This window comes from Spirochaetota bacterium, assembly GCA_025061835.1.
GTDB lineage: Bacteria > Spirochaetota > Brevinematia > DTOW01 > DTOW01 > SKYB106.
The window spans coordinates 1-22,454 of the sequence record JANXAC010000024.1; the positions used below are offsets into that span (position 1 = coordinate 1).

The window sequence follows — 22,454 nt, forward strand, 5'->3', positions numbered from 1 at the left end:
GTGGTTGGGAGTTAGGGATAAGGAGGTAGGTAGGAGTTTGGTGGTGATATCTGTATTAGGATTTGTAATGTTTGGGGAGGATGGAGGTAAAATTTTCTTGTTTTTGGTGTTTTTACAACACTTGCAAAGAGGTATTTATCGGAATCACAAGTATTCACAAGCATTACATACATTTTTTGAACTCCCTCTTCAGAGATTGAAAAATTATATCAATATTATTTAAAATCTTACCTGCGAAGGAGTATTTGTGTATTCTAGGTTATTATCCGAAAATATGGGAGGATCTTTATGAGAAAGTTTTTTGATAGTGTAAAAGAAAAGATAAGTTCTTTAATTTATGATTTCAGGAGATGGCTCAAGATAAAAAATTCGGAAATACAAAAATGGGGACATGAAAAATTAACTGTGATGTTTATACCTCATTCCGAGAAGAAAGTTATAACTATTCACATATCAAATTTTGCACTACTTTTCGTTTCAATCATTATATCTGTTATAGTAGTTACCTCAATAATAGCGGTTTCTAACAGGAAGATGACAGATCAGAAGGTTGTGAGACTTGAAAGACAAAATCATATTAAAGATCAGTATATAAATAGTTTCGTGAACAACGCTAATTTGTTAAAGGAAAGGTTTGCTAGTTTTAGGTCAGATGTTAATAAAGTTTTTTCATTGACTACTTTACAAAACATAGGTTCGGAAATAGAATATCCAAGTAAAGATGAAGATAGTAATGAGCCTAATTCCTCTTCAGTTGATGATGTTATTTACAACAAACCTAAAGAAATAGACGAGCTTTATAGGTTAAGAAAGGAAATAGAGATTTACAAGATACAGATGCAAAAATTTGCTACTTTCGTGGAGAATTCAAAAAATGTTATAAGGTATATACCATCAGTTTGGCCTGTCAAGGATGGTTCTGGTCATATAACATCAACTTTTGGTTATAGAAGAGATCCATTTATGAATATGGCAAGATTTCACTCAGGTATTGATATAGCACACTGGCCTGGAACACCTGTAATAGCAAGTGCTGATGGGGTTGTCACATCAGCAGGCTGGTCCGGTGGGTATGGAAAAGTAATCAAGTTAGCGCACAAATATGGTTTCGTTTCAGTTTATGGACATTTGATGTCAATATATGTATCTGTAGGTGAGACAGTTAGAAAGGGACAAGTAATAGGATCAATAGGTATGACAGGAAGAGCAACTGGTTACCATCTACACTACGAGATTAGAATAGGAACTGATCTAGTAGATCCTATGCCATATGTCTCTATAAGATTGTTTGAGTAAATTACAAGATAGGAGTTAAGGTAAAAACCTATTTGTTTGTTAGTTATTACTTCACTAAAAATCTTAAGAGGGGACAAACAAGTATAATGTAAATTCGATAAGTTGATTTTTTCTTTGTTAAAAGAAAACAAAAGAATTAGATTTCTCTAGGAAAGTAGAATCTAAATCAGGACGATATTTGCTATTTTTAGTATGCTTGTCTATTGTTAACATCAAAGCAGAACATTAGAACTAGTTGCATATTAGGTTGAAATTGAAAAGGAAGAGAGTTCTGATAAGGAGGTTTAGATTTATAAGTTTAAGTAATTAAATGAGGGGGTTAACCCCCTCTTGATGATTACTGTTTCCTGTATATTAGGACACCGTATTCTGGTATCTTGATATTGACATTTCCGCTACCTGAGTAATTGACAGGATTGACTAGGTATGCATCAGCCCAAGCATCTCCGTATGCACCACTTGGATGAGCGAATATCAGGTTCCATGTTCCAGCACTCGGGAACGGTATTCCGTAGCTTGAGTAGTTCTGTTTATTGTAGTTAATTATAACATATATATCTCCACTTCCTGTTCCATAACCTCTCCTAAAGCTTAGAACTTTTCCGGTATTATTTACATGTACTATTCCAATCTGGTCAAATCTTACAGGTGCGTTATTTCTTCTTATCCAGTTGAGGTCTCTTACTGCTCTCATAGTATTTGTTGCTCTTACTCTTGAGAGATTAGCCCATGTTATAGGAATATCGTCTCTGAACCACTTCTGATTACCGGGCCAGTATCCCTCTAGGAACTCCTCACCGAAGAATAACATCGGTATTCCTCTTGCCATCACTGCTGTAGCTATTGCTGTTATCATCTGTCCTTGGGCATCATATTCACTGTTACCCCAGGATCCTCTATTCACAAGATCAGCAGAAGGTCTCTGCTTGCCGTTTGCTGCTTCATCGTGGGATACATGGTATTGTATTGCGAATAGTCCATTCGGACTCTGGTTGTCAAGACCATTGTTTAGATAGTCCGCAACTACATAGTTAGCGATAGCGTTGACATCAACTGCACTTGGACCACTTGTAAATAATTTCTTGAGTTCGTGAGACAGATTAACGTTCCATTGTGAGTCAAAACCAGCACCACCAGCAGCCCTTTTCCTTGTGACCCACGCGTCATTAGGTAGATGTTCAGCAATCAGTAAAACTCTTGAATCTATTGCTCTCAATCTATCTGTAACAAACTGCATAAAGCCCCAGTCATTTATGTAAGCAGTAGCATCAAATCTAAATCCGTCTACTCTGAAGAACTCCATAAAGTATCTAGCACTATCAACAAGGTACTTGCTGACCATTGGATTTGAGTAGTTAAACCTTGGCCCCCAGGGTGTTGAACCGGAATACCAATATGTATCGGGATTACTCCAGTTTGCCGCGGGGTCAAACACTGCTATTGGGTCATCACTCGCACCTTGATGGTTGAACACTAGATCAAGTATTACTGCTAATCCTCTCTTATGTGCTTCATTTACAAAATTCTTTAGTGTTATAATGTTAGTTCCTGCTGCTGATGTTCCACCACCGGCGTAAGATGTCTCAGGAGCATAGTGGAACACATAATTGTATCCCCAAGATATATCTCCTGCGAACTCCTGTATCGGAAGTGGTTCTACCGCAGTCATACCGAGATTAGTTATATAGTTAAATCTGTTTATAGCAGTAGTGAATGTCCCCCAACCGCTATAATCAGAGTCGTTAGTGAAGAATGTTCTTATGTGAATTTGATAAATATTATAGTAGTCGTGTGTAGGTCTTGTCCAAGATGCCCAAGTGTAGGATTGAGAAACTATTACGGAATCACCAGTTGAATGAACTTGTTTTCTTGATGCTGGATCAGCAACCCAGACTAAAGTTCCATCGTGTCTTTCAACAACAAACTTGTACTTCTGTCCTGGAGAGGTATTATTAACAGCAGCCCACCATAGTGTCCTATCATGTGACAGTCTCATAGGTATGCTAGTAGCATTCCATGAGTTGAAGTCTCCAGCAACATAGACTTTTCTAGCATTCGGTGCGTAGAAAGAGAAATGAGTGGTATAGGTGCTTCCACCTGAGTAAGTAGCACCAAGATAGTTTGTAACAGCTGCTGCAGTCGGGTTTTCATATAACGAAATCTCATTAGGTAGCCACCAGGTATAACTTTCCCACCAATTCACAGGCGAGTGAACATAGATATGAGCAACATTTGATGCTGAGTAATGAGATGGAAGAGATACTATCCTGTCATAACCGCTTTTTATAGGTTCTTGCCTACTCCAGCTGCTATCCTGTCTTAACTTAAGCCCAATTCTATTAGTCAAGTTTGATAGCCCCGTTATGGAGAACACATACCACCTCTGATGGTTTGAGATTCTATTAACAAACCCAGTTGTGGTGGTTCCTGGTAGCCAGTAGTAGAGTTGGATATTTGTCCAACTGGCTAGGTTGCTGTTAGTGTAGACATACACTATCAGCGTTCTTGAAGCATCGCTTATGCCAACAAACATAAGCAACGCTATCACAGCCAACAATGTCACCTTAAGCATACTCTTCATACATTACCTCCATTTCTTTATCAAAGCTATGTTCAAAAAATATACCAGTCTAATTCAATAAGCAACAGTGTTACCAAAGGCTTTATTTTAAGGCTTAACATGACTTTAATTTGGTTAGGCTCAATGGAGTTGATTGAACCAATGTGCACCAAAATTTGAACAATTGTTGAACTAGTGTGCAAAATGACAAGGTTATTTTATATACCGTAAACAAATCGTTTTAGGGATACAGTATTAGATAATTCCGTTGCCTAGAACGGTATTGTTCATAGATTTAGTAACTCTCGTCTTAAAATTTGTTGTGATATGTAATTTTAAAACCGAAAATGTATTTTGTTATCATTCTTCGGTGTTTAGAAGAACCTTTGCAGAGATTGACCTAAACATAATCTATCTTAACTATATTGAGTTAAGAGGATTAAACCGTAATAAGCCTATAATTCCTGTTATCAAAGCTGATGCTTATGGGCATGGTGGTGTTAGAGTATTTGAATTTCTGCACAGTAAGGGTATAAGGAAGTTTGCGGTTGCAACTCTAGAAGAAGCGTTAGAACTAACCAGAAGCAATGTATTCAAAGAAGCAGAAATTATAGTTTTTTGTCCGATGGAAGTAAGAGATTTAAACATTCTACTGGAATATCCTAATCTGATTCCGATTGTAAGTGAAGTTTCTTTCATAGGAGAGTTAGAAAAGTTTGCTGTCTCAAGAGGCAAGAGTATAAGTTTTGGATTGGAGATAGACACTGGTATGGGACGATTAGGTATCCATTACAGAGATGCGGATAAACTAGTTGAAACTATTCAAGGTATTAGTGTAAGTAAGATAACAGACATTATGACACACTTTCCTTCTTCTGACTTTGACAGAGAGTTTTCTCTCTATCAGTTATCGGTCTTTGATGAGATATTAAGTTCGCTCAAGAAGATAGTACCAAATGTTGCTACTCATGTTTCAAACAGTGGTGGTGTTTTGAATATTCCAGAGGCAAGTAAGTATGACTTCGCAAGGTGCGGACTATCAATCTACGGATATTATCCTAACATGAACCTAAAGGATAAGGCAGTTATTAGAAATTCTATCACTCTCAAATCATACATAGCGTTGAAGAAGTTTTTTAGAAAGGGTGAAAGTATAAGTTATAATAGAACATATTTTCTCAAGGAGGATGGATACATTGGTGTTGTGCCTTGTGGTTATGCCGATGGGATACCTACGCTTTTCTCAAACAATATGGAGGTTATAATAAACTCAAGGAGGTATAGAGTAGTTGGAAGAATTACTATGGATTATTTTATGGTTAGTATTGACAGTTCTGTTAATGTAGGAGATGAGGTTATAGTTTTCGGTGGTAGTGAAGAAGGTAGTATAAGAGTTGAAGATTTTGCTTATAGAGTAGGACTTATACCTTACGAGATTACCTGTGGGATATCTAAAAGAGTACCAAGGATTTACAAAGTCTAACTATCAGTTTCAACCGACAACTCTGTCCAGAAGATCAAAACTTACAAAATTCTCATTCATAGAACTCTATCTGTTTTGAAACATCTTGCTTCATTTCTTGAACTATAAAAAGCCTCAATACCGATGAATTTATTTCCGTTATACCAAAATAAGTCTTTCACAAGAAAGTCTAAAATAATGTTAGTGTTAATATATCATTGATACTTGGATTTCAAGACCAGATGATATTCATACTTACTTACACTATGGATGTGCGTAAAAAATTCAGCAGGATATGCTACTTTGGTTCTGGTGAATTTTCAAGGATGACACTTGAGGAGATAGTAAAGTTTGTAGGTAGTAGTCTAATTACTCTAGTCATAACAAAATCTGATAAGGAGAAGGGTAGGGGTAGAAAACTTCAACCAACTCCTGTTAAAGAATTTGCGATAGAGAAGGGAATTGAAGTTTGGGATAGTGAGGATATAAAGTCTGAAGGTTTCATAAATTACTTAAGGTCAAAAGGTTTTGATTTGTTTATAGTTTGCGACTATGGCAAGATAATACCGAAAAGTGTGTTTGAAATACCGAGGTTTAGAAGCATAGGTGTTCATCCGTCACTACTACCTAAATACAGAGGAGCTTCTCCGATACATTATGCATTACTGAACCTTGATGAGATTACAGGAACTACTATTTTCTATCTAAATGAGAGGATGGACGCAGGAGATATACTGATACAAAAAGAGATAAGTGTTGATGAAGATGATAACTATACATCTCTAAGCAAAAAACTTGCTATCCTATCAGCAGAGGCGGTTGTAGAATTTATAGAAAACCCTGATGTAAAACCTAGGCAGCAGGATGAGTCTAAGGCAACATACACAAGGATGATAACAAAAGAAGATGGTAGAATTGACTGGGCGAAAGAAGCGAGATACATACTAGGTCAAGTTAGAGCGTTCGTAGAATGGCCTAAAGCGTATACATTCTACAAAGGTAAGATTATCAAAATACTGAAGGCTAGGTGTCTTGATGAAGATAGAGATGGGGTTATAGGTGGAATAGTAGGTATCAAGGGTGGTATTCAAGTGAAAACTGGTAAAGGTATTTTAGAGATACAACAGGTTCTACCGGAGAGTTCCAAGCCTATGGACGCTATGTCGTTTGTGAATGGGTATAGGCTAAAGGTTGGTGATACTTTTGAGTGAGGGTATTATCAATATACTGTTGATACTCGTTTAAGGATGTCTATAGTTGCACTTGTTCTTTCTCTTTTTGTTCTAATTCGTCAAGGGTATCTTGAGATATTCTCATAGCACAGAAGCCCGGTCCGCACATAGAGCAGAATTTGGCACGCTTATACGGGTCATCTGGTAATGATTCGTCGTGATATTTTCTTGCTGTTTCGGGGTCTATCGCTAGTTCAAATTGTCTAATCCAATCAAACTTGAACCTTGCTTTAGAAAGTTCAAGGTCCCACTCTCTGGCACCTGGTATATTTTTGGCTATATCTGCTGAATGTGCGGCAATTTTATATGCTATTATTCCTTGTTTGACATCTTCGGGGTTTGGTATTCCTAGATGTTCCTTTGGTGTTATGTAGCAGAGGAGTGAAGCTCCGTACCATCCTGCTAATGCTGCACCTATCGCAGATGCTATATGGTCATATCCCGGGGCTACGTCGGTTACCAAAGGTCCTAATACATAGAATGGGGCTTCGTTACATATTTCCTGTTGAACTTTGATATTGTATTCAACAAGATGTAGTGGTATATGTCCGGGTCCTTCAACCATCACCTGAACACCTTTCTCCCATGCTCGCTTTGTAAGCTCACCTGAAACTTTTAATTCAGCCATTTGTGCTTCATCATTTGCGTCCTGAATTGAGCCAGGTCTTAAGGCATCTCCAAGGCTAATTGTAACATCATACTTTTTACATATATCTAAAACCTTGTCAAAGTTCGTGTATAATGGATTTTCCTTTCCCTTTATAGTCATCCACTGTGCCATTATTGAGCCGCCCCTACTTACTATACCTGTTATCCTATTCCTAGTGAGAGGTATAAAGTCTCTTAGAATTGCAGCGTGTAAGGTCATATAATCTACACCTTGTTCTGCTTGTAGTTCTATCATTGAGATTATATCATCTTCGGTAATGTCATCAACGACCTTCCTTTCAGTGAGAACTTGATAGATAGGAACTGTTCCAAGAGGCATCGTTGCTTCCTTGATTAGAGCGATTCTGATCTCATTTAGGTTGCCGCCAGTTGATAGGTCCATTACTGTATCCGCACCATATTTTTTGACGTAGTCTAATTTTTGTAGTTCTTCATCAATGCTTGGGTCTATTGCTGATGTTCCGATGTTTGCGTTAATCTTGGTCTTGAATATCTTACCTATTACAATCGGGCTTAGGTTTAGTTTAAGGTGATTGATGTTAGCAGGAATTATCGCTCTACCTCTTGCAACTTCGCTTCTTACAAGTTCAGGAGAAACACCTTCTTTTTGAGAAGCAACAATCATGGCATCAGTGATGATGCCTTCTCTAGCAAAATCCATCTGTGTCATATAAACCTCCCTACGCCAGTATTACCTGGATCAGGTTCAAAGGGTCCCTCACGGCAAGTAGTGAGGTTCTCAGGCAGGTAAGCCCCTACCTCCCCTGTATAAACTGTCCAGTTATCTTACCCTACAAAGTATATAGAATTTGCTATCTAAATTTCAATAAAAATTCTTATATATCAATAAAGTCTAAAATTCACAGCCAGAGTAAAGTTCTTTCTTTTCTTCACAGTCCCCACTAGGTATGAGTAAATATTCTTCCTAATAACTAAAAGTTCTAGTATGAAGCTGATTTTCACAACTAACGACACTACATAGAACCTAAGGAAGTGAGTAAGCAAAGAGTCTAAAATCTTGACTACTTATCTAATGTGGAATTTATTGATCATCCCTCAAAAAATTTTAGACTTTATTGAGTCTCTGTGCAGAATTTTTGAATTCCAGTAATATCTCATTTAAAATGGAAGCGATACTCTTGGAGGGTAGATAATGAGCTTTTCTTTGTCTAAGATCTCCGTTGAGATAGAACAGTCTCCAACTCTCGCACTTAGTACCAAAACGAAAGAACTTATATCAAAAGGTTTGGATGTGATAAATCTAACGGCAGGTGAGTCTGACTTACCAGTTCCAGACTGGGTAATAAGAAATCTTGAGATGTATGTAAAAACAAACGGAACGAATAATTACAAACCAACCGCAGGATTGCTTGAATTGAGAAAAGAAATATCTGAAAAGTATAAGAGATTTAATAATGTAGATTATTCTTCTAAAAACGTTGTTGTCTCAATCGGTGCAAAACAATCGTTATACCTTGCTTTAGCGTCAATATGTAATCCTAACGACGAGGTGATAGTTATTTCACCATACTGGGTTAGTTATGTAGAACAGATAAAGATAGTAGGGGCAAAGCCTGTTATATTTAAGACAAGAATACAAGATGGTTTCATACCTGATGTTAAGAAACTTGAATCTTTAATTTCTAGTAAAACCAAAGCGATTATTATTAACAGTCCTAATAATCCTACTGGTGTTGTTTATGATCCAGATGTGCTTGAAAAGGTTCTCAAACTAGCGATTGAAAGGAAATTTTATATAATCTCGGATGAGATATACGAAGACTATGTTTATGATGGAAAGTTTGTGAGTATTGCATCTCTGTCTCCTGAAGCAAGAGAGATAACTATCACTATAAACGGCTTCTCAAAGTCTCATTCTATAACTGGTTGGAGGATAGGTTATGCTTGTGCTTCGGAGGAGATAGCTAGTATAATGGATTCAATACAGAGCCATATATCATCGGGGACGTCTTCAATAGTTCAGTATGCTATGCTTAAATTTCTTGAGCACTATGAGGAGAATAGACAGAAAATACACAGTGAGTTCAAGTCAAGAAGAGATTTTGTAAAGCAGGAGTTGTTAGGTTTAGATAATGTTAAGGTTTTTGTTCCTCAGGGGGCTTTCTATTACTTTTTGGATGTTTCGGGATGTTATGATAATAGAATAAAGACATCTGTAACGTTCTGTTCTGAATTGCTTGATAAGAAACTCGTTTCAGTAGTTCCGGGTTCTGCTTTTGGAGATGATAACTTCATAAGGTTATCCTTCGCTACTAGTATTGACAAACTGAAAGAAGGTATAAGGAGGTTTAAGGAGTTCGTGCTTAGTGGGTAGTTATTAGTCATTTTCAGGTTGCTTGTGTAAGTGATATTATTTTGAAATCTTTTGTATTCAATTCCTCTGGCTTTTCAAAGAATGATAATATAACTTGGTACGGTAGTTCGGAGATAATCCTAAAGACTTTGCCTCTATTGTTGCTGTCAAGTTCGCCAAAAACGTCGTCAATTAGAAGTATTGGGTTCATATTAGTTTTACTCTTTATATATTCCGCTAGGAATATCTTGAAAAGTATGCTTACAAGCCTTATCTGTCCTTGTGATAGGAGTGTTCTTGCTGGTTTTTGATTTGATAACACAATAAAGTCATCAAGATGGGGGCCTACTATGGATTTGCCATACATTATTTCTCTCTGTATCTCTCTGTTAAGCAGATCTGAAACTTCAACTTCAGGGTTTTGTGAATTCTTGACTATTTCTACAAAGTTTGATTTGTATTTTAAGTCAATACTTATTGGTGTATTACCTTTTAGTTTGTCTCTCAAGAAGTTATATATATCATACCTGTATTTTGTTATGCGAACTACGAATTTAGATAGACTTTGGTTGTATGTCCTAACGAGTTCTATACTCCTATCTAAACTAGATACATCTGTAAAGGGGTTATCTTCGTTTCTATACTTCTCCTTTATGGTTTTGAGTATCGTATTTTTCTGTTTTAGAATTTTGTTGTAGTTTATCAGGTAATGATAGTATGATTGGTCTGTGCTTATCAGCGCATTATCAATAACTTTTCTCCTCCAAGAGGGGCTACCTACAACAATTTCATAGTCCTCTACCAATAAGGTAACTGCTTTTAGCCTCCCGGATGCGTTTATGACATTGGAATTTTTGTCATTTACTTTTATCCTTTTCGCGTAGTTAGTTCCATCAAATCCGTATCCTACGAATACAGTGTTTAGGAATCCGTTGTCGTCAATGAATTTTGAGGTGATGTTAAAGGTGTTCTGTCCTACTTTTATGAGTTCTCTATCGGTTTCGTAGGATCGCAAGGGAGAAAATGTTGAAGAGTAGTTTATCGCCTCTATTATGGTTGTCTTTCCTGAACCGTTGGGTCCAGATACTATATTCTTTACATCAAAATCCAACTCAAGAGATTCAAATAACCTGAAGTTCCTTAAGACAAGTTCTACCACTCTCATTGTATTATCTAGGAATCGGAAAATTGCCTCAATTCTCAATATTCCTATCTTTGACAAGCAAAATAATAAGCCTTATAAAGTGAAGTTTGGATTCCTTATGGTAAGTTCTTTAGGTTTCTTAATTATACTTTTCTACTTTCACTTGAATTTATGTAATCCATAAAGTATATTAACTGTATGAAAGATGTTGAGGAGGAAGTGTATCAAATACCTGAATGGTATAAGGAAGGGATAGAGAAATGCTATCGTGAAGGATGGTATGGACTTGACGATGATTGTGAGTGTAATGAACCAGGTGGTGAAGTATATGGTCTTGATGACGTATCCTTTGATCAGATAAAGGATAACAAATAATTTCTATGTTGCTACGACTCCGATAACTGGTTCAAACGATGCTATCTCAACGAAGTTATCATACTGTTCTTTATCTCTTGTGTAAGGCTTTATTACATAGGATAGATTTTCAGGTGCTCTAAACCTAACTTTTCTACTTGATAGGTTCACTATACAGTAGAATGACTTTTCGTTAGATGTTATCTTCCAGAAAACGATGTTCCTTTTTGACCTGACTAGTTTTATCTCTCCATTGGTTATAATTTTCTTGATCTCTTCGTAGGTATCCTCAATGTTGTGGTAAGTTTCATTTACGTATTTGTTGTTCTTCCATTCTAGAGTTATTGGTGCGATGTTTGCTTTAAAAAGACCTATAGTTCCTTCATTTGTTCCTATACATTCGTATTTTGGTCTGTGTCCTTTACCAGCACTAGCAAACCTAGACAGAAAAAACCTTAGTAGCAGTTCTTTCTCACCACCTCTAACAAGAGGGTTTCTGTTGATAACGGGGTTTTCGGTGTCGTGTGTATCTACCGCATAACATACATTTATTTTTCTCTCTCTTTTGGTGTTGAATTTATGTAGTTTTATTGAGAGTTTTAGAACCTGCTTAATATAGTCTTTTGACATATCATACCATATGTCTCCGCCGAGTATTAAGTCTGCTCCAACCTTGTAATAGTTTCCAAAGTCATCCCCCATCCTCTCAAAGAACATCCCTATGTAAGGATATTTCTTTCTAACCTTTCTTATGACATACTTTATGATGTAAGGAGTTATCCTATCAGATATTGGAATGTTGTAATCACCGTTAAGTATTGAGTCAAAAACATGGTCTGTGTAATCCCATCTTATGAAATCAAATCCGTAGCGTCTTATTATGTTGATAGGTATCTTTGCGAAAAAGTTTAAAACCTTCCTATCAAGTTGTGGAATGTTTTCAGAGGTAGGTATAGAGTTTATTGGTAAGTTATCGTAAAATTTGAAAGGTGAGAGTAGTCCAAACGCATGTCCTCTATGGTCCTCACCTTTAGCGTTGATGTATCTAAACTCTGGATATTTTCTATCCTCAACATAGTGAGAGAATTCAGGTAATCCAACACCATTCCAGGTATGAGTAGGTATAGTCCAAATGCCTCTTTCTATCAACAACTGTATTGCCTCTAGATGTGAAGTTCTTATGCTCAATATATTACCCTTACCGAAAGATTTGAGATTGTTTTTCTTCAACACACTTTTTACTACTTCTCTAACTTCTAAGTGTATTTTAGATTGGTATTCTTTTGATAGCTGTTCTCTTTGTGATAGATTATCTGCTAGTCTCACGGTTCCATCTTCGTATCTCTGTAGTTTTATCCATCTATAGAATTCGGGATATTCTAGTGCTACTCTTGAGAACTGTGAAGTATGATACTCAAGGTCAAAACCAACAACTTTGCCTAGGAGATGTGCGGTATCTATGAAGAACTTTATCTGTTCTTTGGCTGGGATGAGTGATAAGTAAAACTTGTTTATGAAGTCATCGGATATTACCCACATACAATCAACTGCATAAAGTATGTTAAAAGCGTGGTCAAAGAATGGTGAAAGGTGTATTCCATCAACTCTCAATGTAGGTATAACTCTTGTTGAGGTTATAAAATCTCCATGAGTTTGGTCTTTACTACCAGTTGCTCTTACATTAACGAACGCTATTGACTTTTCAGATAACCAATTCCCATCTTTCTCGTTTGCTACTGGTGATGATACATCTCCTTTCTTTTCATACATAAGTTTGAGGAAGTATGCAAAGGCATACATCGGTATTGAAAGCATCTCGGAAGGTGTTTGCCTTATGTAGCCATTTTGTGAAAAGTCTTCAAAGAGTCTTCTTCCTTGATTTTCAAGGTTCTCTTTTGAAAATCCTTTGTCCTCTGCTTCTGATAGTGATAGTATTAGTACCTTGTTCAAGATATCTTCGTATTTCATATAAACCACCGTTTTTGAAGATAAAAATGTAAAGAAATTTTGTTCCTTTTTACAAGTCTATTACAATTTTGCCCATAAAGTTTGTTATAGTTTTGCTTACAAATCCAAAATAGGTTTGGTTTCCAACTTTTGTTTTGAAGGCTTGAGACCTGATCAGATAAAAGGATTACTGTAAAGTTCTAAAACTTTTGACAAAAAAGTTTTTCCCAAATAGCCCATCTTCGGAGGATAGTTCAAAAACGCCAAAATCACCGATCTTGAAGTTCGTGTAGATATTGTTTTTAGCAAATATGACATTCTTCTCATCTTGAATGAATATATTCCCATAACTATCAACGCTTGCTATGAAACCAAATACATTGTTTGTCTTGTTTTCCAAAACTTTGCTTGTATCTCCGCATCCTATTCTATACCTTAAATTGTTGAAACTAGCGTCAAGTAGTAGTTGGCAAAAACCTAGAGTTCTAAATTCCTCTCTGACTAGGATAGCATTCGCAACTTCGTTATCAATATTATCGCTTACTTTGATTATTCTTCTTCTATCTCCTAAATTATCAAGAGCACCAGCTCTTGCGAGTTTATTGGTATCTTTTGGAAACTTTTTACCAACCCTAGCGTAGAATTCCGAGAAAGTTTTAAAAACTTCTTTTTCTCTTTCTTCTACAATCTTATCCAGAAAGACCCTATTTACTCTCACTATACCTAGAGGTAAAAAATATCTGTTGTTGGCACCATCTACCTTGCTTACCAAAGAATTGTTTATATCTAACTTGACTGTTATATTGTTTGATTTTAGAAACTGAAGTAATATGAACATGCCTTTTTTGCTTCTTAGTGTTTCCTTCAAGATGAAGTAGATAAATTTATCAGTATTTTCTGATTTTAGTCCTGCGTAAAGTAGAAAATCGTAAAACCTTGATATTTCTAGAGATCTAATTCCTATTACGTTTTTATATTTCACTATGAACCTAGTTGTTCTTTCTGCTACTTCTTTGTCAATGCCTTTGTCAATGAGTGTTTTGAGTAGTTCAACTTCATTTACTCCTATGTCTTTTCTATCCCTAGACCACACAACATTGAGGATGGTATCAATAGTATCTTCTCCAAAATCTTTTATTATGTCTTCAATGAAAATGGGTTTTTTTTCTTGGACGATCCTCTCAATACTTGATTTGTAGTAAGGTTTCTGTGATAGTGATTTTGCTATGTGGAACAAAACTAGGGTTTCACTCAAACTGTTTGGGGTCATTGTTTTTCTGACACTGTCCCAGAAAGGCGAGATTGTGTGAGGTGTTATGAAAAGAGTATCATTTTTAACTACATTCATAACCTGTGATATTGACCATCTATTTGATACATAGTGTAGGTTGTCTGTATCAACTACTACTTCATAGCTTTTACCACATATTTCAACAGGAATACCTTCTCTTTCTCTTAGTCTTTTTCTTAAGGCATTGGAGTAGAAGAGTTTTTTGCTTATCCTATACTCCGAAACGATGTTTCTCAAATAATTTGAAATTAGGCTTCTAACGTTAGTAGGTAAAATCTTCGTGTTTTCTTCAATTGTTCTTTTTCTCAAGTGTATAGGATATACGCGGTGAAAGAGTATTTCACCGAAGTTTGATTTTACTATCTCGTAGAACTTTTCTTTTGAGGATACCTTTATATCTATGTGAATAGGTTTCTCCTTGAGTAAATGGTATAGAGATACTATCTTTGTTTTGTTGATTTTCAGAATTTTCAGCTTCTCAAGGATGTAGGATGTTGACAGGAAGTCAGACTTTATTACACCATGTTTTGTGAATTCTTCTAGTGACAATATGAGTTTGTAGAAAAACTCTGAAAGTCCTAATTCGGATATTCTTATGAATTCCTTTCTTAACTTTTCATCAGGAACTACTTGAGACACTATTTTCTTCCAAAGCAAGTTTGAAAAATCTTCGTTTGTCTTGTTTGTTGGGATCTCGTAGTCTCTTATGTCCTTCATTTTTTCAACAGTGTATGTTATTTTATCTATTACATTCTGTGGTAGTTCTCCGATCTCTCTGATAAACGTAAGACCATTCGGAAAAGGAGAAGGGTTTGGAATAAAGTTTTTCAAAACGGACTTGAACTTACTCAAATCTTGGGGTATAGTTGAGTAGTGTAGTGGCAATATGTAATCCACTTTTGATAATACTGTCTCTAAAAGTCCTCTATTATGTTTAGTTAAACCTAATCCTAGTTTTCCGAGTAGGAAGTCGTAGAGTAGTAAAAAATGTTCCTTGCTATTACCTCCGTAGAATACAATAACATCTAGACTTTTAAGTTCTTTGATGTTTATGGTTTCCTTTCTTCCGAGTCTTTCTAGGGAGGTATAGGAAGTTGGTGAGACATATAACTTAATCTTTTGGTTTTGAATGTTTACGAATGTTCTGATTGCGGGGAATAGGGTAATAGGAGACTTTTGTAGTTTCATCACTTCATCAATCCAGAGAGGGTAAGTTGTATCGGATATACCTACTGTTTTGAAACCGCTTTCCAGTGCGAGTCTTTCAATAGATTGTATATCTAGGACTGATTCTCTTGAGAATGAGGTATATACACCTATGAGACCTAGCGGGAATATTAACATTAACTATTTTCTTCTTTGGATGATGTATTTATTGCTTTTATTCTTTTTCTTTCTGGTTTTGTATCCTAATGATGGTTTAGCCCAAGGTGTCATGGGATATGGATAACCTTTCTGTTTACCACCTTCACCACCTCCGTGCGGGTGGTCAATTGGGTTCATTGCAACTCCTCTTACTTTTGGCTTAATTCCGAGCCATCTACTTCTACCAGCTTTACCTATACTAATATTGACAACATCTGGGTTACTAACTTGACCTATCGTAGCATAGCAGGTAAGAAGTACCATTCTTATCTCACCTGAAGGTAATCTCAATATAGCGTATTTACCTTCTTTTGCTTCAAGTCTTGCGAACGAACCACCACTTCTAGCGAGTTGCCCTCCCTTGCCTGGAGTTAGTTCAACATTATGTATAACAGTTCCAACGGGTATGTTTTTGAGAGGTAAAGCACAACCAATCTCTATTGGTGCATTCTCACCTGCTATTATCTTATCGCCAACCTTTATTCCAAGGGGTGCTAGTATATATCTTCTCTCTCCGTCTTCATATACAACTCTACATATCCTAGCGGTTCTGTTTGGGTCATACTCTATTGTTTCAACTCTAGCTGGTATGTCTCTTTTGTCTCTTTTAAAATCTATTATCCTGTAGAGTCTTTTGTGTCCTCCTGACTTTGTGAATACAGTCATCCTTCCTAGATTATTCCTACCACCAGTTTTTCTAAGTCCTACTACTAGACCTTTATATGGTTCATCAACGGTTATCTCTGAAAAATCGTATCCTGTTCTGTTTCTAGACCCATTTGTTACAGGCTTGTATGTTTTTACTCCCATAAACTACTACCTCCTTACTTTTTCTTTGATGATTTCTCTTCTTTCTTGACTTCTTTTTTATCTTGTTTAGTTTCTTTCTTCTCTTCTTGAGGTGCTGAAACTTCTTCGAATATAGGTATCACACCTTTTGATAGTTTGATGAACGCTTTTTTCCAACCTGATGTGTATCCAACTCTTCCTCTTATCATTCTCTTCTTTCTTGGAACAACATAAGTATTAACACTCTCTACCTCAACTTTGTAGAGTCTTTCAATCTCTTGTTTTATCTGCATTTTTGTCGCAGACCTTACTACTTTGAAAACATAAAATCCGGTGGGATTGTTTTTTTCATCGAACATCAAGCTTTGTGATTTTTCCGATATGACAGGCGATAGAATTATTGACTTTGACATCATTTCCTCCGGTTTGCGCCCGGCGGGACTCGAACCCACAACCCCCTGCTTAGAAGGCAGATGCTCTATCCTTTGAGCTACGGGCGCTAAGTAGATATTATTATAACACAATAACAGTTAGTCTAGCAAACTACTGCTTCAAGGACAACAAATTCCAATTTTTCATAATTTTAGGGATCTATTTTTTCGGAATATTCTAGGAATTTTAGGTTATTTCTAATTACTATAGAATTTTGACTATGAGGTTTATTCCTTTTAGTTCTTCCACTGACGGTAATTGATGTGCTTTTACAATTGCTAGTTTTGAAATTACGAGTAAAATGGTTGATTATCTAGTAGTTGTGGAAGGTAAATTCAAAAACCGTAGGGGATTGAGAGTATCAGAGAATTGCGTTTGTAATGTTTTTAGCCGGCGGTGGGAATCGAACCCACGACCTACTCATTACGAGTGAGTTGCTCTACCTCTGAGCTACGCCGGCGACTTTATTCTTTTCTATTCCTCAACTTCTGAGGATACTCTCAATGTTGGTATGACATTATACAAGTTCTTTGGTAGTTGCTCGTATCTTTCAAAGATCATTATATAGCTTGCTCTACCTTGTGTTAAGGACCTCATAGTGGTAGTATATCCGAAGGTTTCTGAGAGTGGTATGTATGCTGTTATTACTCTTGTGTTTCCTCTCTGATCCATATTTATCACTTTTGCTCTTCTTGAGTTTAGGTCTCCAAGGACATCTCCTAAATACTCCTCTGGTGTTATAACATCTATCTTCATAATAGGTTCAAGGATTACAGGATTTGCTTGTCTCATAGCATCCTTGAATGCCTTTGAGCCTGCAATCTTAAACGCAAGTTCCGATGAGTCTACTTCGTGATATGACCCATCATAAAGCGTAACCTGAACGTCAACAACTGGATATCCTGCAACTATCCCACTCTCCATCGCCTCTCTTATTCCTGCCTCAACTGCTGGTATATACTCTTTTGGTATCCTACCACCAACAATCTTGTCTATGAATTTAAAACCACTACCTCTTGGTAATGGTTCTATCTCAATGAATACATGTCCATATTGACCTCTACCACCTGTCTGTTTTATATACTTACCTTCTGCTCTGGCTTTTGACTCAATTGTTTCTCTGTACGCAACTTGAGGTTTGCCTGTATTCACTTGAACTTTAAACTCTCTTATCATTCTGTCAACCATTATCTCAAGATGTAACTCTCCCATTCCCATTATAAGTGTTTGGTTGGTTTCACTGTCTGTTTTCACTTTGAATGTGGGGTCTTCCTCTTGAAGTTTTGATAAAACATTTGAAAGTTTGTCTAGGTCCTCTTTCGTTTTAGGTTCAATCGCTATTGCAATGACTGGTTCAGGGAATTTGATTGACTCAAGCACTATCTTTTCCGAATTATCTAATATGAGAGTATCACCTGTTGTTGTATCTTTTAAACCTACAAGTGCTACTACATTACCTGCTCTTGATTCTTCAATTTCTTCTCTCTTATTTGCGTGCATAAGCAAGATTCTTGATATTCTCTCTTTCTTATCTTTCGTTGAGTTATATACATACATTCCGGATTTTAAAATTCCTGAGTATATCCTTGTGAATACGATCTTACCGACATAAGGGTCAGTCATTACTTTGAACGCAAGCCCTGTGAATGGCTCTGAGTCAAGTGGTTTTCTCTCTACAACGCTACCGTCTTCTCTATATCCCTTAACTGGTGGTAGGTCAAGGGGGTTAGGTAGATAATCAACAATAGCGTCAAGAAGGGTTTGAATACCTTTGTTTCTGAGAGATGTTCCCGCGACTACTGGAAATGCCTTTGTTTGAATCGTAAGTTTTCTTATCATCTTCTTTATCGTTGGAACATCGGGTTCTTTCCCTTCAAGGTAAAGTTCAAGCAGTTCTTCATCCTCTTCGCATACTGCTTCCAAAAGCTTGTTTCGGTATATCTCAACTTTATCCTTAAGCTCAGAAGGTATCTCTCCAATCCTGTATTCTTTACCAAGTTCATCCGTATCCCAGTATATTCCTTTCATCTCAACAAGGTCAACGACACCGACAAAAGAAGACTCATGCCCTATTGGTATCTGGAGGGGTAGGGGTTTCACTCCAAGTTTGTGTTTTATTGACTCAAGAGACATATAGAAGTCTGCTCCTACTTTATCTAGTTTGTTCACATATATTATTCTTGGAACTTTGTATTCATCCGCTTGTCTCCATACTGTTTCTGACTGTGGCTCAACACCTTCACTTCCGTCAAGTATCGTTACTGCACCATCAAGAACTCTCAATGACCTCTGAACCTCAACTGTGAAGTCAACGTGTCCGGGTGTGTCTATCAAGTTTATTCTGTGGTTTTTCCAGAAGCATGTTGTAGTAGCACTTGTTATGGTTATACCTCTCTCTTTTTCTTGTATCATCCAGTCCATCTCAGCGGCTCCTTCATGGACCTCGCCCATCTTATGGATTTTACCTGTGTAGAACAAGATTCTTTCACTGGTAGTTGTTTTACCAGCGTCAATGTGTGCTATAATACCTATATTCCTTATTCTCTCAATAGGAATTATTTCTGACATATAGACTCTCCTTGTAAATTTTTGCCTTAATTATAAACAGGGATGCAGTAAAAATTCTAATTGCAGAAGATATCTAGAATTTTACATACGGAGAATATCTAGAATATAATCTGTGATATGGCTTTAGGTGATGTATTAGTTGAGATGGGAATAATCACTAAAGAAGAACTGTCCTCCTATCTACAGAAACAGAAGATTACCAACAAAAAACTAGGTCAAATATTGCTAGAAGAGGGTAAGATTGAAGAAAATCAACTCTATGAGTTGCTATCAAAGCAGTTTAACATCAAGTTTGAGACTACTTTACCATTGCCGACAGTTGAGAAATCTCAAATACTGTTATCTCTTGTTCCTATTGAGTTTTGTAAGAGGAAACTTGTAGCACCTTTGGATGTTAGGGATGATTTCATAGTTGTAGCGATTGATAATCCTTCTGATTTTGACTTGATAAGTGAGATAAGGTTTATAACAGGAAGGCATGTTGAGACTAGATTTTCCACAGCAACTGCTATAAAGAATTATCTAAACGACCTTCAAAACCTTGTGTCAGGTAGATTAGTAGAACGAAGGGATGTTTTGGAAAGTATCGTTATGGGTTCGCAGACAAAAACGGATAGGGAAGAAAGCAAGAAGGATGAGAGTAAAGTGGTAGGGTTAGTCAATAAGATCATTGCTGAAGGTATTGAAAGGAAGTCAAGTGATATACACCTTGAAGTCTATGAGAATAGGGTTGTTTTGAGATACAGGATAGATGGAAGACTTTATAACTTTGAAGGACCCCAACTTAACTTATATCCAGCAGTAGTTTCAAGAATAAAGATTATGTCAAACCTAGATATATCCGAAAGGCGACTTCCACAGGACGGTGCTATAAAATTCCTTTACAATGGAAGAGATATAGACATAAGGGTGTCAATAATACCGGGAATATACGGTGAAAATGTAGTTATGAGAATACTTCAGAAAGATACTAACATAATATCTGACCTTTCGGCTATAGGTATGGATAGTAGAGAGGTTGAGATTTATAAAAAAGCCTTATCAAGACCGAACGGTATGATACTCGTCACGGGACCGACAGGTAGTGGTAAAACTACTACACTCTACGCTGGGATAAATTACTTAAAGGAATTTAACAAGAAGATCATAACTGCCGAAGATCCTGTTGAGTATCAGATAGATGGTATTGAGCAGATACAAGTCAATCCAGAGATTGGTTTTACCTTCGCAAGTGCCTTGAGGTCATTCTTGAGACACGACCCTGATGTGATAATGGTTGGAGAGATAAGAGACACTGAAACAGCTGAGATAGCAATTAGGTCTGCTTTGACAGGACATTTGGTGCTTTCAACACTCCACACGAATGATGCTCCATCTTCAATAACAAGACTCATAGATATGGGAATACCACCATACCTAGTAGCATCAACATTAAACCTAGTAATAGCACAGAGACTCGTTAGAAAACTATGTGATAATTGTAAGAGTTTCAAGGACATATCTTCAGTAGATTTATCAGAAGAGATAAGAAAGTATTTCAAAGGCAATGATAAAATACCAGTTCATCAGGGATGTGTAAAGTGTGGAAAGACAGGATTTAGCGGACGAATACCTATATTTGAAATGCTAGTGTTGAACGAAGAGATAAAGAGCGCTATACTCAAGAATATGTCTTCGTTTGAACTTAGAAGGATAGCAATAGAGACAGGTATGAAAACTCTACTTGATGCAGGTATGGAAAAGGTTAGGAAAGGTATAACTACTATTGAGGAAGTTATTTCTGTAAGTTAGAACTATGTCAAAATTTCCAACGAAGGATAACTTTAAAAATCACAGGAGTAAGCCACAGGAGTATCTGGAGAGTGTTCTTCCATTCAAATCTTATCTCTTTTCAAAGAACATTTTACCTAGAAAGACAAAAAAAGTTTACATTTATGATGTGTTCGGTCAGAAGTTTGCGGATTTCTTTCTTGACCACGGGAGATACTACCTTGGGTTCTCAGATAAATACATAACTAGGATGGTTAAAGACTATTTAAAATCAACCATACTTTCATACTCAAACGGTATATTCACTTACAGGTTTCTTAAAGTTGTCAGAGATACAATGAATTTTGACTTCAAACTAACATCTTTTGCTAGAAACTACAAAATGCTCAAATTCATTATTGATGAGTTCTCCGGTGGTAAGGCTACTACGAATTCCAATTACCTTAATAAGGTTCTAGGTCTTAAAGTCGCTTTCAAAGAACCTTTTGTTTTTGACCCTTTCAGTGATGCGCTTGAGATAAGAGATCTTGCAAATAGTGCTCCAATCATCTTTTTAGGTAGGGGGATTAGGTATCCTGAAATTATGGAATGGCTTTCTAATGTTGATAGCAGTATGGTTGTTTTGAACTTTGGTAGGTTTTTTGGTATTTTTGCGAGGGATAGAAAGTCTAAATCTTTTATTGAGGTAATTAGGAGTATTTTGAGAGGTAGTAGAGTTGATGGTATGAGTGATGTTTATAATGTCTCGGAGTTTGATGCTGTCTTTGGGTATTACTACACTATAAGAGAAGCATTCTTGGTGAAGAAGAAACTGTTTAGGCTAAAAAACTATACCAGTAGGTGGCTTACTAAATTCGTTGATGATGGTTTTTTTGATGTTCTTACTCCTTATTCTGCTAGAGTCAGGGAAGATGTGTATAGTGAGGAGATGAATAAGTTTCTTTTAAGTGAGGGGATATTGACTGACGGAAACATACTATTCTTTTCATTCCAAACTGAAGAGCCAGACTTCACTAGACTACGGAGGAAGATAAATCAATACAGAGGTCAGATAGAATGAGACTATATTGATATTCTTTTATATCTTGGGAGCTAAGAAGTAGGTAAGAAGAAAAGAAGCTAGGGCAAGGATACTTGAAATAACATGTATTACAGTAAGCGCTTTGCGGTATATTCCTCTCACCTTTATTTTTCTAAGTTTTCTAAATACTACAATCAGAATACCAGAGATTGTTGAAACCAGTAGTAGTGCTAGGGTTAT

At 36.5% G+C, this 22,454-nt stretch carries 17 protein-coding genes, 2 tRNA genes and 1 riboswitch; of the genes, 8 read left to right on the top strand and 11 right to left on the bottom strand.

Features of this window, described 5'->3' with window-relative positions:
* On the top strand, nt 1-223 hold a 223-nt coding region (locus NZ579_07190; GenBank protein MCS7299721.1), incomplete at its 5' end, for a hypothetical protein.
* Between the two features lie 65 nt (nt 224-288).
* Nucleotides 289-1,296 (top strand): M23 family metallopeptidase, encoded by a 1,008-nt coding sequence (locus NZ579_07195; GenBank protein ID MCS7299722.1) that lies wholly within the window; start codon nt 289-291, stop codon nt 1,294-1,296.
* A gap of 337 nt (nt 1,297-1,633) precedes the next feature.
* Here the strand turns inward: NZ579_07195 and NZ579_07200 are convergent, their stop codons facing one another.
* Nucleotides 1,634-3,877, bottom strand: a complete 2,244-nt coding sequence (locus NZ579_07200) for an alpha-amylase family glycosyl hydrolase (GenBank protein MCS7299723.1) — start codon at nt 3,875-3,877, stop codon at nt 1,634-1,636.
* A gap of 349 nt (nt 3,878-4,226) precedes the next feature.
* On the opposite strand from NZ579_07200, the gene alr reads away from it, so the two are divergent.
* The gene (alr, locus tag NZ579_07205; GenBank protein MCS7299724.1) at nt 4,227-5,339 is read left to right on the top strand and encodes an alanine racemase; all 1,113 of its coding nucleotides are present in this window, start codon (nt 4,227-4,229) and stop codon (nt 5,337-5,339) included.
* 245 nt (nt 5,340-5,584) lie between these two features.
* The gene (gene fmt / locus NZ579_07210; GenBank protein MCS7299725.1) at nt 5,585-6,529 is read left to right on the top strand and encodes a methionyl-tRNA formyltransferase; all 945 of its coding nucleotides are present in this window, start codon (nt 5,585-5,587) and stop codon (nt 6,527-6,529) included.
* Nucleotides 6,530-6,569: 40 nt separating this feature from the next.
* On the opposite strand, the gene thiC is transcribed toward fmt, so the two are convergent.
* On the bottom strand, nt 6,570-7,889 hold the full coding sequence (gene thiC / locus NZ579_07215; protein ID MCS7299726.1) for a phosphomethylpyrimidine synthase ThiC: 1,320 nt from the start codon (nt 7,887-7,889) through the stop codon (nt 6,570-6,572).
* Nucleotides 7,879-7,995, bottom strand: a riboswitch (TPP riboswitch). It overlaps the preceding gene by 11 nt.
* A 377-nt stretch (nt 7,996-8,372) precedes the next feature.
* On the opposite strand from thiC, the gene NZ579_07220 reads away from it, so the two are divergent.
* Complete coding sequence (locus NZ579_07220; GenBank protein MCS7299727.1) at nt 8,373-9,554, top strand: pyridoxal phosphate-dependent aminotransferase; 1,182 nt, start codon at nt 8,373-8,375, stop codon at nt 9,552-9,554.
* A 13-nt stretch (nt 9,555-9,567) separates the two neighbouring features.
* Here NZ579_07220 and recF read toward each other — a convergent pair whose 3' ends face one another.
* Entirely contained in the window at nt 9,568-10,698 is a 1,131-nt protein-coding gene (gene recF, locus NZ579_07225) for a DNA replication and repair protein RecF (GenBank protein ID MCS7299728.1), read from the bottom strand.
* A gap of 177 nt (nt 10,699-10,875) precedes the next feature.
* Here recF and NZ579_07230 point away from each other — a divergent pair, with 177 nt between their 5' ends.
* A complete protein-coding gene (locus NZ579_07230) occupies nt 10,876-11,052 on the top strand; it encodes a hypothetical protein (protein MCS7299729.1) in 177 nt (58 codons plus the stop codon).
* 3 nt (nt 11,053-11,055) lie between these two features.
* Here NZ579_07230 and NZ579_07235 read toward each other — a convergent pair whose 3' ends face one another.
* The 7 genes from NZ579_07235 to fusA all read right to left on the bottom strand — a co-directional run bounded on the left by NZ579_07235 (nt 11,056) and on the right by fusA (nt 19,423).
* Nucleotides 11,056-12,999: a hypothetical protein gene (locus NZ579_07235; protein MCS7299730.1), complete on the bottom strand. Its 1,944-nt coding sequence runs from the start codon at nt 12,997-12,999 to the stop codon at nt 11,056-11,058.
* Nucleotides 13,000-13,165: 166 nt separating this feature from the next.
* On the bottom strand, nt 13,166-15,613 hold the full coding sequence (locus tag NZ579_07240; GenBank protein MCS7299731.1) for a hypothetical protein: 2,448 nt from the start codon (nt 15,611-15,613) through the stop codon (nt 13,166-13,168).
* A gap of 3 nt (nt 15,614-15,616) precedes the next feature.
* Nucleotides 15,617-16,444, bottom strand: coding sequence for a 50S ribosomal protein L2 (rplB, locus tag NZ579_07245; protein ID MCS7299732.1), 828 nt, complete (start codon nt 16,442-16,444; stop codon nt 15,617-15,619).
* Nucleotides 16,445-16,458: 14 nt separating this feature from the next.
* Nucleotides 16,459-16,836 (bottom strand): 50S ribosomal protein L23, encoded by a 378-nt coding sequence (locus tag NZ579_07250; GenBank protein ID MCS7299733.1) that lies wholly within the window; start codon nt 16,834-16,836, stop codon nt 16,459-16,461.
* 14 nt (nt 16,837-16,850) lie between these two features.
* Nucleotides 16,851-16,923, bottom strand: a tRNA-Arg gene (locus tag NZ579_07255).
* A 320-nt stretch (nt 16,924-17,243) separates the two neighbouring features.
* Nucleotides 17,244-17,315: transfer RNA gene (locus tag NZ579_07260), tRNA-Thr, on the bottom strand.
* A gap of 14 nt (nt 17,316-17,329) precedes the next feature.
* Nucleotides 17,330-19,423 carry an elongation factor G gene (gene fusA, locus NZ579_07265; GenBank protein MCS7299734.1) on the bottom strand — a complete coding sequence of 698 codons (2,094 nt, stop codon included), beginning with the start codon at nt 19,421-19,423 and terminating at the stop codon, nt 17,330-17,332.
* A gap of 117 nt (nt 19,424-19,540) precedes the next feature.
* On the opposite strand from fusA, the gene NZ579_07270 reads away from it, so the two are divergent.
* Both NZ579_07270 and NZ579_07275 read left to right on the top strand, forming a co-directional pair.
* The gene (locus NZ579_07270) at nt 19,541-21,214 is read left to right on the top strand and encodes an ATPase, T2SS/T4P/T4SS family (protein ID MCS7299735.1); all 1,674 of its coding nucleotides are present in this window, start codon (nt 19,541-19,543) and stop codon (nt 21,212-21,214) included.
* Between the two features lie 4 nt (nt 21,215-21,218).
* Nucleotides 21,219-22,253, top strand: a complete 1,035-nt coding sequence (locus NZ579_07275; protein ID MCS7299736.1) for a hypothetical protein — start codon at nt 21,219-21,221, stop codon at nt 22,251-22,253.
* Nucleotides 22,254-22,271: 18 nt separating this feature from the next.
* Here the strand turns inward: NZ579_07275 and NZ579_07280 are convergent.
* Nucleotides 22,272-22,454 (bottom strand): hypothetical protein (locus NZ579_07280; protein ID MCS7299737.1); only part of this gene is annotated, 183 nt, incomplete at its 5' end.